The sequence below is a fragment of the Cupriavidus sp. TMH.W2 genome (assembly GCF_050847365.1).
Taxonomy (GTDB): Bacteria; Pseudomonadota; Gammaproteobacteria; order Burkholderiales; family Burkholderiaceae; genus Cupriavidus.
In genome coordinates, this window is sequence record NZ_CP193793.1 from 241788 (window position 1) to 254860 (window position 13073).

Genomic DNA, 13073 nt, shown 5'->3' on the forward strand with positions numbered 1-13073 from the left:
GGAACAACCGCAAGTGACTCAGGACGCCATGTCTGTCGATATCGATATCACTCAGTTTTACCAGACCTTCTTCGAGGAAGCGGAAGAGCTGCTCGTCGAAATGGAGCAGCTGCTGCTCGGCCTGGACGTCGAGTCGCCCGATCCCGAACATCTGAACGCGATCTTCCGGGCGGCGCACTCGATCAAGGGCGGGGCCGCCACCTTCGGCTTCGCGGCGCTGACCGAGACCACCCATATTTTCGAGAACCTGCTGGACCGCACGCGCCGGCAGGAACTGGCGTTGACCAGGACCATCATCGACACTTTTCTGGAAACCAAGGACGTGTTGCAAGATCAGCTCAACGCCTACCGCAACGGCACCGAACCCGATCCGGAAACGCTGGCGCGCATCTGTGCCGTGCTGCAGCAGCTGGCGCAGGAAGCCGCCGGCCATGCCGGGGCGCCCGCCCCCGCCGCGGCACCGGCCCCCGCGCCTGTCGCGGCCCCCGCAGCCGCGCCCGCGGGCGGCGGCCTGAAGATCCGCCTGATCAAGGTCTCGGCCGCCGACCAGGCGCTGCTGCGCGAAGAGCTGGCCAACCTGGGCGAGATCACCGGGCAAGAGGAGGTGAACGGCGAGCTGGTGGTGTGGCTCAACACGCAATGCAGCGCCGACGACATCATCGCGGTGTGCTGCTTCGTGATCGACATGGACCAGATCGCGATCGAAACCGCGGCCGAAGCATCGGCCGACACAGCGGCCGCCGCACCGGCGGTGGTCGAGGCTCCCGCGCCGGCGCCCGCCCCGGTGGCCGCGGCTGCCGGGGCGGCACCGGCCGCACCCACCGCCGCGCGCGAGAAGGCCAGGCCCGCGCCGGCCGCCGCGCACGCGCAGGGCGAAGGCTCGATCCGCGTGCCCACGGAGAAGGTTGACCAGATCATCAACCTGGTGGGCGAGCTGGTGATCACGCAGTCGATGCTGGCGCAGACCGCCTCGTCGCTGGACCCGGTGCTGTTCGACCGCCTGTTCTCCGGCATGGGCCAGCTCGAGCGCAATGCGCGCGACCTGCAGGAAGCGGTGATGTCGATCCGCATGATGCCGATGGACTATGTGTTCTCGCGCTTCCCACGCCTGGTGCGCGACCTGGCCAGCAAGCTCGGCAAGCAGATCGACCTGGTCACCTTCGGCAAGGCCACCGAGCTGGACAAGAGCCTGATCGAACGCATCATCGATCCGCTCACGCACCTGGTGCGCAACAGTCTGGACCACGGCATCGAGACCCCCGACAAGCGCGTGGCCGCCGGCAAGGACGCGACCGGCCAGCTGATCCTGTCCGCGCAGCACCACGGCGGCAACATCGTCATTGAAGTCAGCGACGACGGCGGCGGCCTGAACCGCGAGCGCATCCTGGCCAAGGCCATCCAGAACGGCCTGCCGGTGTCGGAGACCATCACCGACGAGGAAGTCTGGCAGCTGATCTTCGCGCCGGGCTTTTCCACCGCCGAGGTCATCACCGACGTGTCCGGCCGCGGCGTGGGCATGGACGTGGTCAAGCGCAACATCCAGGAAATGGGCGGCCATGTCGAGATCAGCTCGCGCCCGGGCCTGGGCACCACCATCCGCATCGTGCTGCCGCTGACGCTGGCGATCCTGGACGGCATGTCGGTCAAGGTGGGTGAAGAGACCTTCATCCTGCCGCTGAACTGCGTGATGGAGTCGCTCCAGCCCAAGGCCGAGGATGTCCACACCGCCGCCAACTCGGACCGCGTCATGCATGTGCGCGGCGAATACCTGCCGCTGCTGGAAATGCACCGCGTGTTTAACGTGGCTGGCGCGCTGCAGGAGCCCACCCAGGGCATCGCCGTGATCCTGCAGGCCGAAGGCAAGCGCTTCGCGCTGCTGGTGGACCAGTTGATCGGCCAGCACCAGGTGGTGCTGAAGAACCTGGAGACCAACTACCGCAAGGTGCCGTGCATTTCCGCGGCGACTATCCTGGGCGACGGCAGTGTGGCGCTGATCGTCGATGTCGGCGCGCTGCAGCGCACCGGCGTGCGCCGGCAGGAGCCGGCGCTGGCGCAGTAAGCCGCCAACAACCATCGTCCATTTACAGGAGAACTAGACATCATGGCCGGCATCGGACACATCGATCCCCCCGGAAGCGACGCTTCGGGCCAGGAGTTCCTGGTCTTCACGCTGGGGTCGGAGGAATACGGCATCGACATCCTCAAGGTGCAGGAAATCCGCAGCTACGAGACCGTGACGCGCATTTCCAGCGCACCGGATTTCATCAAGGGCGTGACCAACCTGCGCGGCGTGATCGTGCCGATCGTCGACCTGCGCCTGAAGTTCCGCCTGGGCAACGTGCGCTACGACCACCAGACCGTGGTCATCATCCTGAACGTGGCCGGCCGCGTGGTCGGCATCGTGGTGGATGGCGTGTCGGATGTGCTGACCCTGACGGGGGATGCGATCAAGCCGGCGCCCGAGTTCGGCGTGTCGATCTCGACCGAGCACCTGACCGGCCTGGGCACGATCGACGGCCGCATGCTGGTGCTGATCGACATCGAGCGCCTGATGACCAGCCCCGAGATGGCACTGGTCGAGGCCGAGTACGCCTGACCTGGCATCGCTGAAGCAACCCATGACGCCGTACCGCACTGCCGCCAGCGTACCCGGTCAAGCCGGGCAGGTTCCCGCGCCGGCCGCCCTCTTGCGGCGCGACGAGGCACGCGACTTCCTGCTGACCGAGCGCGACTTCGAAAAGATCCGCGCGCTGATCCACCGCCGCGCGGGGATTTCGCTGGGCAGCCACAAGCGCGAGATGGTGTACAGCCGGCTGGCGCGCCGGCTGCGCACGCTGCAACTGTCGGACTTTGCCTCATACCTGGCGCTGCTGGAAGCGGATGACCGGTCGCCGGAGTGGGAATTCTTCACCAACGCGCTGACGACCAACCTGACCTCGTTCTTCCGCGAGTCGCACCACTTCCCGCTGCTGGCCGAGCATGCAAAGAAGACCGGGCGCCCCTACAGCGTCTGGTGTTCGGCCGCCTCCACCGGCGAAGAGCCGTACTCGATCGCCATCACGCTGGCCGAGGCACTGGGCGACCGCGCCGGCACGGTGCTGGCCACCGATATCGACACCCAGGTGCTGGCCAAGGCCCGCAGCGGCGTCTATTCGGCCGACCAGGCCGCGCGGCTGTCGCCGGAGCGGCTCAAGCGATTTTTCCTGAAGGGCACGGGGCCGCGCACCGGCTCGGTCAAGGTCAAGCCGGAGCTGGCCGCCACCATCGCGTTCGAGCCGCTGAACCTGCTTGCGCCCGACTGGGGCATTCGCGAGCAGTTCGACGCCATCTTCTGCCGCAACGTGATGATCTACTTCGACAAGCCGACCCAGGGACGCATCCTGGAGCGCTTTGTGCCGCTGCTCAAGCCGCACGGGCTGCTGTTCGCCGGCCATTCGGAGAACTTCTCCTATGTCACGCGCGCCTTCCAGCTGCGCGGGCAGACCGTCTATGAACTGGCGCCGGATGCGGCCAGAGCGGGAAGGCCGTGATGCGCACGCCCCATCTGCCCGAAGCCCTCGCCACGCGCACGTACTTCGACCGCGAGTTCGGCAAGCAGGCGATCAAGCTGCTGCCCAACGAGTATTACGTGACCCGCGAGGATGTGGTGCTGACCACCGTGCTGGGCTCTTGCGTGGCCGCCTGTATCCGCGACGAGACCGCCGGCGTGGGCGGCATGAACCATTTCATGCTGCCCGATGACGACGGCAACGCCGACCGCATGCTGTCGGCGTCGATGCGCTACGGCAGCTATGCGCTGGAAGTCCTGATCAACGAGCTGCTGAAGATGGGCGCGCGTCGCGAACGGCTGGAGGCCAAGGTCTTTGGCGGCGGCGCGGTGCTGGCCAATATGACCACGCTGAATATCGGCGACCGCAATGCGGATTTCGTGCTGCGCTACCTGAAGACCGAAGAGGTCCGCGTCGCGGCGCAGGACTTGCGCGGCCCGCATGCGCGCCGGGTCAGCTACTTCCCCGTCGGCGGGCTGGCGCTGGTGCGCCGCCTGACGCGGCAGGACGACCAGGTCTCGGTGGCGCGCGAGGAACGCGCGCTGGCGCGGGCCATTGCCACTTCGGCACGCGAGCCGGCGCGCACGCCTGAACTGTTTGCGCGGCAGCCTTACCCGCGCCAGCTTCCCTGAACCCATTACAAGCACGACCAATCATGACTGCCGCCAAGATCAAGGTGCTCTGCGTGGACGACTCCGCGCTGATCCGCAGCCTGATGACGGAGATCATCAACAGCCAGCCCGACATGGAAGTGGTGGGCACCGCGCCGGACCCGCTGGTGGCGCGCGACCTGATCAAGCGCCTGAACCCGGACGTGCTGACGCTGGACGTCGAAATGCCGCGCATGGACGGCCTGGACTTCCTGGAGCGGCTGATGCGGCTGCGGCCGATGCCGGTGCTGATGGTGTCGTCGCTGACCGAGCGCGGCTCGGAGATCACCATGCGCGCGCTGGAGCTGGGCGCGGTGGACTTTGTCACCAAGCCCAAGCTGGGCATCCGCGACGGGCTGCTGGAGTACACCGACACCATTGCCGACAAGCTGCGCGCCGCGTCGCGCGCCCGCGTGCGCGCGGCGGCGCAGCCGGCCTCGCCGTCGGCCACCGGCACCGCGCCCGTGCCGATGCTGCGCAGCCCGCTGCTGTCGACCGAGAAGCTGATCATCCTGGGCGCCTCCACCGGCGGCACCGAGGCCATCAAGGAATTCCTGATGCCGCTGCCGCCCGACAGCCCCGCGGTGATGATCGTGCAGCATATGCCGGCCGGCTTCACGCGTTCGTTCGCGCAGCGGCTGGACGGGCTGTGCCGCATCACCGTCAAGGAGGCCGTGCACGGCGAGCGCGTATTGCCGGGCCACGCGTATATCGCGCCGGGCGACTCGCATCTGCTGCTGGCGCGCAGCGGCGCCAACTATGTGGCGCACCTGTCGCAGGAAGCGCCGGTCAACCGCCACCGGCCGTCGGTCGACGTGCTGTTCGATTCCGCCGCGCAGCATGGCGGCAAGAACGTGATCGGCGTGATCCTGACCGGCATGGGCCGCGACGGCGCGCGCGGCATGCTGCGCATGCGCGAGGCCGGCGCCTACAACCTGGCCCAGGACGAGCACACATGCATCGTGTTTGGCATGCCGAAGGAGGCGATTGCCGCCGGCGGCGTGCATGAAGTCGTGCCCTTGCCGGCGATGACCCAGCGCGTGATGGCGCGGCTGGCCACGTACGGCACGCGCGCGCAGCGGGTGTAAACAAATCGGGCCGAGCGGCGCGAACATGCCTGCGCGCGGCGCTGGACCTGGCAACAAGCCATAACTGCATTAACTGGAGCCGTCAAAGTGGACAAGAGCATCAAGATCCTGGTCGTGGATGATTTCCCGACCATGCGCCGGATCATCCGCAACCTGCTCAAGGAGCTGGGTTTCGCCAACGTCGAGGAAGCCGAGGACGGCGCCGCCGGCCTGGAGAAGGCAAAGGACGGCAGCTTCCATTTCGTGATCTCGGACTGGAACATGCCCAATATGGACGGCCTGTCGATGCTGCAGGCGATCCGCGCCGACGCCAATATCGGCAAGGTACCGGTGCTGATGGTGACCGCCGAGGCCAAGAAGGAGAACATCATCGCGGCCGCCCAGGCCGGCGCCAACGGCTACGTGGTCAAGCCGTTCACGGCCGCGACGCTGGACGAGAAGATCACCAAGATCTTCGAAAAGCTCGGCGGCTGAGGCGGAGGCGCGTTTGTCATGACCCCGACCCTGAGCAACGATTCCGCCGAGCAACTGATCATCCGCATCGGCAACCTGACCCGGATGCTGCGCGACAACATGCGCGAGCTTGGCCTGGACAAGGAGATCGAGCGCGCCGCGCAGGCCATCCCCGATGCGCGCGACCGGCTGAACTACATCGCCGCGATGACCGAGCAGGCCGCCGAGCGCACGCTGAACGCGGTCGAACTGGCGCAGCCGATCCAGTCCGACATCGAACAGCAGGCCGAAACCCTGGACAAGCGCTGGGAGGCCTGGTTCGAGACCCCGGTGGAACTGGCCGACGCCCGTTCGCTGGTGCTCGATACCCGCGCCTTCCTGTCCGAGGTGCCCGGCCAGGCCCGCGCCACCAACAGCCACCTGCTCGACATCATGATGGCGCAGGACTTCCAGGACCTGACCGGCCAGGTCATCAAGAAGATGATGGACATGATCCGCGCGCTGGAGCAGGAGCTGCTGCAGGTGCTGATCGACAATGTGCCGTCAGAGCGGCGCGTGGAGGCCCCGTCCGCCACGCTGATGAACGGGCCGCAGATCAGTCCGGAAGGCAAGCCGGATGTGGTCTCGGACCAGGCGCAGGTGGATGATCTGCTGGCGAGTTTGGGGTTCTGACGTCCCGTTTGGAGTTCTTGCAACGTCGGTAGGGGCCTGGCGCAAGCGGGCGATCGGTCCCTGCTGACCGCTGTCCGCGCTCGTTTTTGAGAGTCGCCCCATACTCGCACCTTTGGCCGGACGCCGACGGGCGACTGGTTGACGAGGTCGGGGTTCCGAGGCGCGATCCGGCCAGAACGATAACAGGTGAGCGCTCATAGGAAAGCTCGCTGTCACGGGCACGTTTGCTGGTGGGCGCCAGATGGGAGAACAGAGGCCGGTTATCGCCAGCGGTCCTGGTTATTCTCTCGAGAAAAGGACGTTCATCGCCGATCTGTGGGGGGACTGAGGGTCGCAGAACGACCCCAGAGCCGACCAATGGTCTGCCGCCACCAAATTGGCCGCTTCGGTGGTACATCAGTCATTCCCGCTGCTGGGCAGACGGGGAAACCGCGGACGACTGTGGGTCGGAACAGTGGCTTCCCTCTGGCGGTCCCACGCTATTGCGCCTCCTTGCCATGTACGGCAAGAAGCACTGTAAGTCCGATTTAGGCCGATTCGTGCACTGCGAGTGTGAAGGTTGCGGTCAGAGTCAGCTGCCATTTAACAGCTAAATTGAACACGTATATTAGATGCTCTAATATAGATCCATTCTTATTGGCCATATTTCCCTCATAAATTAGGATTCCTTCAAATTCATGAGGAGACAGTCAGTGAACGAGTTGCAGCGCCTCGAAGTCCGCTCGTTGCGCGTATTCGAGGCAGTGGCCGCGGAAGGAAGCGTCTCACAAGCCGCCATCAAGCTCGGCGTGACACAGTCGGCGGTGTCGCAGGCCATTGCGCAGATCGAGGAAATCCTTGGTACCAAGGTGCTCGATAGAAGTCGCCGGCCCATGAAGCTGACACCGACCGGCATTGCCCTGCGCCGCAATGCGCACAGTGTGGTGGACGAGATGGACCGGCTGCTCGCGCAGGTCCGTGAAGCGGATCTCGCCAACCGGCCTGAAGTCCGCATCGGCATGATCGATTCGTATGCCGCCACGGTGGGTCCCGCCGTCGTCAAAGACGCCATCAAGAAGGGCAATCAGGTCCTGCTGTGGTCGGGGCTGGCATACAGCCACGCCCAGGCGCTGCTGCAACGGCAGCTCGACATCATCATCACCTCCGACCCGATGGAGGACATGGACAAGCTGGTGCGGCGCCCGCTGTTCACGGAGCCGTTCCTGATGGTGCTGCCGGCCGGACGGCGCGACCAGTTCGCCCAGAGCGACCTGCACGACATTGCGCGCGAATTTCCGCTGGTGCGCTTCAGCACGCGCTCGCACTATGGCGCGCTCACCGAGCGGTACCTGCGGCGCTGCGGCATCTCGGCGAAGCGCCACCTTGAAATCGACTCATCGGATGTGGTGCTTGCCATGGTCGCTGCCGACCTCGGCTGGGCCATCACGTCGCCGCTGGTGCTGCTGCAGAGCCGCGCCTACCTTGGCGATGTGCAGGTACTGCCAATTCCTGGGCCGGCCCTGACGCGGACCGTGTACCAGATCTCGCGCGCCGGCGAGTACGCCGAGACCGCCGAGTATTTCTACCAGACCAGCCGCCGCGTCCTGGACACCACCGTTTTTGCCGAGATCCGGGCACTATTGCCCGAGGTCGGCGCCACGCTGCATCTCAACTAAAACCCACCAGATCCACGCAGGAGACAAGCATGAAGTTGCGACGCCGGACTTTCCTTCTGGCGGCGGCCTCGGCCGCCCTCGAGTTACAGTTGACCAGGCTTGCGCACGCGCAACAGAGTACGGTCATCAACTATGGCGGGTCCGCATGGCTGGGGCACTATCCCGCCTACGTGGCGATCAAGAGCGGCATGTTCGCGGCCAACGGCCTGGACGTGAAATGGCAGTCCTTCGGGACCTCGTCGGCGCGTCTCGGCGGCATGCTGGCCGGGGGCGTCGATATCGCGGGCACGGGCATCGTCTCCGCACTGGCGCTGATGGCGCGCGGCTCGAAGCACCTGTCCGTGATCGGCGCGGCGGAAGACTTCGGCAAGGTCGAAGGCCTGTTCGTGCGTAACGACGTCAAGTCCGTAGGCGACCTCAAGGGCAAGAAGATCGGCGTGACGTTCGCCTCAAGCGCCCACCTGCTGGTGCTCGATCTGCTGGCCGGGGCGGGCCTTAACCCGGAGCGCGACGTCAATCTCGTCAACGTCCCCGCGCCCGAACTGACCGCCGCGCTGCAGGGCCGGCAGGTGGACGCGGCCGCGGCATGGACGCCGTACTTCAGCAAGATCCGCTCGCTGCCGGATGTCCGCCTGCTGGCCGACGACACCAGCTTCAGCCTGCACAAGCAGTTCGGCGTCACGCCGGGTCCCGACGTGCTGGTGGTGCGGCACGCGTTCGGCGAGAAGAATCCCGACGCGGTGCGCAAGTTCCTGCAGGCCTACTTCAAGGCCTCCGTGATGCTGCGCGACAAGCCCGAGGAGGCGGCGCGGTTCCTCACCGAGCTGACCAGCCTGTCCATGCCGGACCAGGTCGCGACGATCAAGGAAGCGAGCTGGTACGACCTGAGCCAGCAGAAGGCGCTGCTCGATCCGTCGTCGAAGTTTGCCACCGGCCTGCAGAAGCTGTCCGACCTCCTGGCCACGCACAAGCAGTTCGACAAGTCTCCGGCCGTGCGCGACTGGATCGATACCTCCTATCTCTGACCATGCGTCCATCGAATGCTTCCCCGGAAACTGTCATGTCACAGTCCGTACCTTCCTCTCCTCCGATAGTCCAACCGGCAAAGGGCCGCCGCGCCTCGGCGCGTCTGCTTCCCGTCAGCATCGCTTCGGTCATCGCCCTCCTGCTGGTGTGGGAGACGGCCTGCCGGATGGAGCTGATCGACTCGATCTTCCTGCCCGCCCCCAGCCAGATCCTGGAACTCGGCATGAAGATGTTTGCCGAGGGAACTCTGCTCGGACACGTGCTTGCCTCCACGCGGCGCGTGATGGTCGGCTTCCTCTGCGCCGCGCTGATCGCCGTGCCGCTGGGCATCTTCCTTGGCACTTCGCCGCGTGCGCGCGCCGCGTTCGACCCCATCCTGTCGTTCCTGCGGCCGCTGCCTTCCATGAGCTGGATTCCGCTGTCGCTGCTCTGGTTCGGCATTACCGAGACGCAGAAATACAGCATCGTCTTCATGGGCACCTTCGCCCCGGCGCTGCTGTACGTGATGGACGCCACGCGCAGTATCGACCCACTGCTGGTCCGTGCCGCGCGCAACCTTGGCGCGAACAGGTGGCAGGTCATGCGCGAAGTCATCCTGCCAGGCAGCCTTGCGCAGATCATCTCGGGGTTCAAGGTCATCCTTGGCCTGTCGTGGACTTGTGTCATCTCCGCCGAACTGGTGGCAGCCAAGGAGGGCCTGGGTTTTCTCATCATGAACGGCAAGGAGTTCTTCCAGACCGATGCCGTCATGCTCGGCATGGCCATGATCAGCATCACCGTGCTGCTGATCGATGTGGTGTCCCGCAAGCTTGAATCGAGGATCCTGAAATGGCAGAAGTAAGCATGGCAGACGCGAGCCAACCGATGATCTCCATCGAACATGTCACGAAGTCCTTTGGCGACTTCAAGGCGCTGGACGGCGTGCACCTGCGGGTGCGCAAGGGCGAGTTCCTGGTCATCCTGGGTGCCTCGGGCTGCGGCAAGTCCACTATGCTGAACATGATAGCCGGGTTCGAGCAGCCGACCACCGGCCGCGTCGTGGTCAACGGCAGACAGGTGACGGATGTCGACCCGCACTGCGGCATGGTGTTCCAGCAATACGCGCTCTTTCCCTGGCTCACGGTGCTCGACAATGTCGCCTTCGGCCTGAAGATGAAGGGCATGGGGGCCGTCGAGCGCCGCGCGGTGGCACGGCGCTACATCGAGATGGTCGGTCTGAAGGACTTCGCCGGACACTATCCCAAGGCGCTTTCCGGCGGTATGCGGCAGCGTGTTTCCATTGCGCGTGTGCTGGCGAACGACCCCGATGTCATCCTGCTCGACGAGCCGTTCGCGGCGCTGGATGCCATGACGCGCCAGGTCCTGCAGGAAGAGCTGCTGCAGATATACCAGAAGAGCGGCAAGACCATCGTGTTCATCACGCACTCGATCGACGAGGCGCTGATGCTGTCGACGCGCATGGTCATCATGGGCGCGCGGCCCGGACGCGTGGTGTGCGATATCGAGAACGACCTGCCGCTGCCACGCGACGCCGCGGTGCAGCTCTCGCCGCGCTTCAACGAGTTGAAGTCGCAGATCTGGAACACGGTACAGGCAGAAGTCATGAAGGCCCTCGGCACGCCGGCCGCCCACTGAGGCTAGGCACCGCCCAACAAGACCATGAACAAGCAATCACTGACCGCCGCGGGCAATCTTCCCGCAGGCGCTGGCCCGGCTTTTGCCGGAAATCCGACCTATCCGACGTATCAGCAGCGCTCCGGCTGGAACGCCATGCTGCCGGAGCGGCCCGTGAAGCCGATGCCGCGTGGCACCCGCTTCGGCACCGTCGTCATTGGCGGCGGCTACACCGGCCTGGCTGCGGCCCGGCGCATTGCGGAACTACGTCCTGCGGAGGAAGTGCTGATACTGGAAGCTTCCACAATCGGCGAGGGTTCTTCCGGGCGGAATTCCGGTTTCATCATTGACCTTCCCCACAACACAAAGATGGGGGGGCACACCAGTCCGCTGGAGGTGGCACGCAAGCAGATCCGGATGTATGACGCGGGCCTTCGCTGGCTCGAGCACCTGGTACGTGAGAATGGCATCGATTGCGGCTGGAATCCAGTTGGAAAGTACCACGCCGCCGCCAGCGACGCCGGCGTTCAGAACTTGCGCAAGGTACTGGACCAATATCGCGAGTGGGGCATTTCCTATACGGAATTCGACAGCGATGGACTGCAACAGAAGCTGGGCACCGGGTACTACAAGTACGGCTATCACTCGCCGAACAACGTCTTCGTCCAGCCTGCGGCACTGATCCGTGGCCTGGCCGATGCATTACCGCCCAACGTTACTATCGTGGAAAACGAGCCCGTTATCTCCTTGTCGGAGGCCACGCCGTTTCGCATCATCACTGCCCGCGGCACCTTTGTCGCCGACCGCGTGATCCTAGCAAACAATGGCTTCGCCAAGGCGCTCGGTGCTTTGCGCGACCGGCTGATCACGATCTTCACGTACGCCGCGGTCACGCCACGCCTGGCCGAGTCGGAACTGGCAAAGCTCGGCGATTCCCCGGAATGGGGCGTAATACCGGCGAACCGACTGGGAACTACGCTGCGGCGCATTCAGGGCGGTCGCTTCATGGTCCGCAGCGCCTACTCGTACGAGCGCGAGCAGACTGCCGACAAGACGCTGGCACTCCTGACCGATTGCTACAAGCGCCGCTATCCAAACATGAAATCCCACCAGTTCGAGTACGTGTGGGGCGGTACGACCGCGCTTACGCGCAACGGCGCGAGCTTTTTCGGCCAACTCCAGCCGGGACTCTACGCATCGCTGGGCTGCAACGGTGCCGGCGTGCTTAAGGGCAGCATGTTCGGCAAGCTGCTTGGCGAGATGGCGGTGGGTGCCGACTCCTCATACCTGAGCGACGCACTCAGCCTCGAACAGCCTAGTTGGCTTCCACCAGAGCCTTTCCGCCGCATTGGTGTCGTATCTGCCATCAAGTACCAGGCAGCGCTCGCAGGTACGGAGCGTTGAAATTTGCCTATCATTGCAAGGATCAAAATGTCTGACATTCAACGTAGTCACATTGGAAAGCGGTTGTCGCAGGCCGCATCGCATCAAGGTGTCCTGTATCTCGCCGGACAGGTGGCAGGCGACGTCACGCAGGACATGGCAGGGCAGACCCGACAAGTGCTGGCATCTGTCGACGCATTACTGACCGAGCATGGATCGGACAAGGCGAACATTCTGTTCTGCCAGATTTATTTGTCTGACATATCACAGATCGCCGCCATGAACGAGGTGTGGGACGCGTGGGTCGTGCCAGGTCATACGCCTCCGAGGGCTACTGTCGGCGCACCCTTAGCGTCGGCGGAGAAGTTGATTGAAGTGGTTGTCACCGCAGCGCGAACGAATCGCGATTGATCGCTGCGGCCAATTGCACGACGCGCTTGGTTCCCCTGGGCCGAGCGCATTTCTTATAGCTGCAGACCGAATAGTGGGTTTCTACCGATCTGCGTATGCATTCGAAAAAGCTGCTCGCGAAGGGCGGCTTATTGGTGCGGTGCCGATGTTTGAATGTCCGAGTGCCGTCATGAGTGGTTGTCCTTAGATGGCCGAACGCGGCCGACAGTCCACCGCCAGCCCACAACAGCCTCTGACCGACCCCTCTCGGACATTCGTCATATCGATCTAAATGGCCGGTCGGGTTCGCTACACCTCTCATCATGATGGCGCAGGACTTCCAGGACCTGACCGGCCAGGTCATCAAGCAGATGATGGACATGATCCGCGCGCTGGAGCAGGAGTTGCTGCAGGTGTTGATCGACAATGTCCCGTCCGAGCAGGTCCGTCGCTACCCTCGCGGCAACCGGTGAAACGTTTCTTCTTTGGCGGTCCTGCCCAGTTGAACCGCGGATCTTGCTTCATCATGCCCAGGGCATGCATAAGCCTCCGCCTGTAGCGATCTCTACAACGTTGCAGTAGTCCGTACGGCAC

13 protein-coding genes and 1 pseudogene are annotated in these 13073 nt (G+C 64.5%); all 14 read left to right on the forward strand.

Features of this window, described 5'->3' with window-relative positions:
* The first annotated feature begins 28 nt into the window (after window positions 1-28).
* Window positions 29-2059: a chemotaxis protein CheA gene (gene cheA / locus ACREYQ_RS18710; RefSeq protein WP_432262589.1), complete on the forward strand. Its 2031-nt coding sequence runs from the start codon at window positions 29-31 to the stop codon at window positions 2057-2059.
* 42 nt (window positions 2060-2101) lie between these two features.
* A complete protein-coding gene (locus ACREYQ_RS18715; protein WP_432261691.1) occupies window positions 2102-2596 on the forward strand; it encodes a chemotaxis protein CheW in 495 nt (164 codons plus the stop codon).
* A gap of 22 nt (window positions 2597-2618) precedes the next feature.
* Window positions 2619-3530, forward strand: a complete 912-nt coding sequence (locus tag ACREYQ_RS18720) for a CheR family methyltransferase (RefSeq protein ID WP_432261692.1) — start codon at window positions 2619-2621, stop codon at window positions 3528-3530.
* Complete coding sequence (gene cheD, locus ACREYQ_RS18725) at window positions 3530-4180, forward strand: chemoreceptor glutamine deamidase CheD (RefSeq protein WP_432261693.1); 651 nt, start codon at window positions 3530-3532, stop codon at window positions 4178-4180. The genes ACREYQ_RS18720 and cheD overlap by 1 nt, the downstream gene beginning before the upstream one ends.
* Window positions 4181-4203: 23 nt before the next feature.
* Complete coding sequence (locus tag ACREYQ_RS18730) at window positions 4204-5286, forward strand: protein-glutamate methylesterase/protein-glutamine glutaminase (protein ID WP_432261694.1); 1083 nt, start codon at window positions 4204-4206, stop codon at window positions 5284-5286.
* A gap of 87 nt (window positions 5287-5373) precedes the next feature.
* Entirely contained in the window at window positions 5374-5760 is a 387-nt protein-coding gene (gene cheY, locus ACREYQ_RS18735) for a chemotaxis response regulator CheY (protein ID WP_432261695.1), read from the forward strand.
* Between the two features lie 18 nt (window positions 5761-5778).
* Window positions 5779-6411, forward strand: a complete 633-nt coding sequence (cheZ, locus tag ACREYQ_RS18740) for a protein phosphatase CheZ (RefSeq protein WP_432261696.1) — start codon at window positions 5779-5781, stop codon at window positions 6409-6411.
* 692 nt (window positions 6412-7103) lie between these two features.
* On the forward strand, window positions 7104-8066 hold the full coding sequence (locus ACREYQ_RS18745; RefSeq protein ID WP_432261697.1) for a LysR family transcriptional regulator: 963 nt from the start codon (window positions 7104-7106) through the stop codon (window positions 8064-8066).
* A gap of 29 nt (window positions 8067-8095) precedes the next feature.
* Window positions 8096-9091, forward strand: a complete 996-nt coding sequence (locus tag ACREYQ_RS18750; protein WP_432261698.1) for an ABC transporter substrate-binding protein — start codon at window positions 8096-8098, stop codon at window positions 9089-9091.
* A gap of 35 nt (window positions 9092-9126) precedes the next feature.
* Window positions 9127-9933, forward strand: a complete 807-nt coding sequence (locus tag ACREYQ_RS18755) for an ABC transporter permease (protein ID WP_432261699.1) — start codon at window positions 9127-9129, stop codon at window positions 9931-9933.
* A gap of 23 nt (window positions 9934-9956) precedes the next feature.
* The gene (locus ACREYQ_RS18760; protein WP_432262590.1) at window positions 9957-10727 is read left to right on the forward strand and encodes an ABC transporter ATP-binding protein; all 771 of its coding nucleotides are present in this window, start codon (window positions 9957-9959) and stop codon (window positions 10725-10727) included.
* Window positions 10728-10862: 135 nt separating this feature from the next.
* Window positions 10863-12110: an NAD(P)/FAD-dependent oxidoreductase gene (locus ACREYQ_RS18765; protein ID WP_432262591.1), complete on the forward strand. Its 1248-nt coding sequence runs from the start codon at window positions 10863-10865 to the stop codon at window positions 12108-12110.
* Between the two features lie 27 nt (window positions 12111-12137).
* The gene (locus ACREYQ_RS18770; RefSeq protein WP_432261700.1) at window positions 12138-12500 is read left to right on the forward strand and encodes a RidA family protein; all 363 of its coding nucleotides are present in this window, start codon (window positions 12138-12140) and stop codon (window positions 12498-12500) included.
* 299 nt (window positions 12501-12799) lie between these two features.
* Window positions 12800-12922 (forward strand): annotated as a pseudogene (locus ACREYQ_RS18775) (protein phosphatase CheZ); the annotation flags it as partial.
* Window positions 12923-13073: the final 151 nt, after the last annotated feature.

Bases quoted from the DNA above. Each gene is read 5' to 3' on its own strand.
- cheA (WP_432262589.1), top strand. From the start codon at position 29: ATGTCTGTCGATATCGATATCACTCAGTTTTACCAGACCTTCTTCGAG.
- ACREYQ_RS18720 (WP_432261692.1), top strand. From the start codon at position 2,619: ATGACGCCGTACCGCACTGCCGCCAGCGTACCCGGTCAAGCCGGGCAG.
- ACREYQ_RS18715 (WP_432261691.1), top strand. From the start codon at position 2,102: ATGGCCGGCATCGGACACATCGATCCCCCCGGAAGCGACGCTTCGGGC.
- cheZ (WP_432261696.1), top strand. From the start codon at position 5,779: ATGACCCCGACCCTGAGCAACGATTCCGCCGAGCAACTGATCATCCGC.
- ACREYQ_RS18730 (WP_432261694.1), top strand. From the start codon at position 4,204: ATGACTGCCGCCAAGATCAAGGTGCTCTGCGTGGACGACTCCGCGCTG.
- ACREYQ_RS18750 (WP_432261698.1), top strand. From the start codon at position 8,096: ATGAAGTTGCGACGCCGGACTTTCCTTCTGGCGGCGGCCTCGGCCGCC.
- ACREYQ_RS18770 (WP_432261700.1), top strand. From the start codon at position 12,138: ATGTCTGACATTCAACGTAGTCACATTGGAAAGCGGTTGTCGCAGGCC.
- cheD (WP_432261693.1), top strand. From the start codon at position 3,530: ATGCGCACGCCCCATCTGCCCGAAGCCCTCGCCACGCGCACGTACTTC.
- ACREYQ_RS18765 (WP_432262591.1), top strand. From the start codon at position 10,863: ATGCTGCCGGAGCGGCCCGTGAAGCCGATGCCGCGTGGCACCCGCTTC.
- ACREYQ_RS18755 (WP_432261699.1), top strand. From the start codon at position 9,127: ATGTCACAGTCCGTACCTTCCTCTCCTCCGATAGTCCAACCGGCAAAG.
- ACREYQ_RS18760 (WP_432262590.1), top strand. From the start codon at position 9,957: ATGATCTCCATCGAACATGTCACGAAGTCCTTTGGCGACTTCAAGGCG.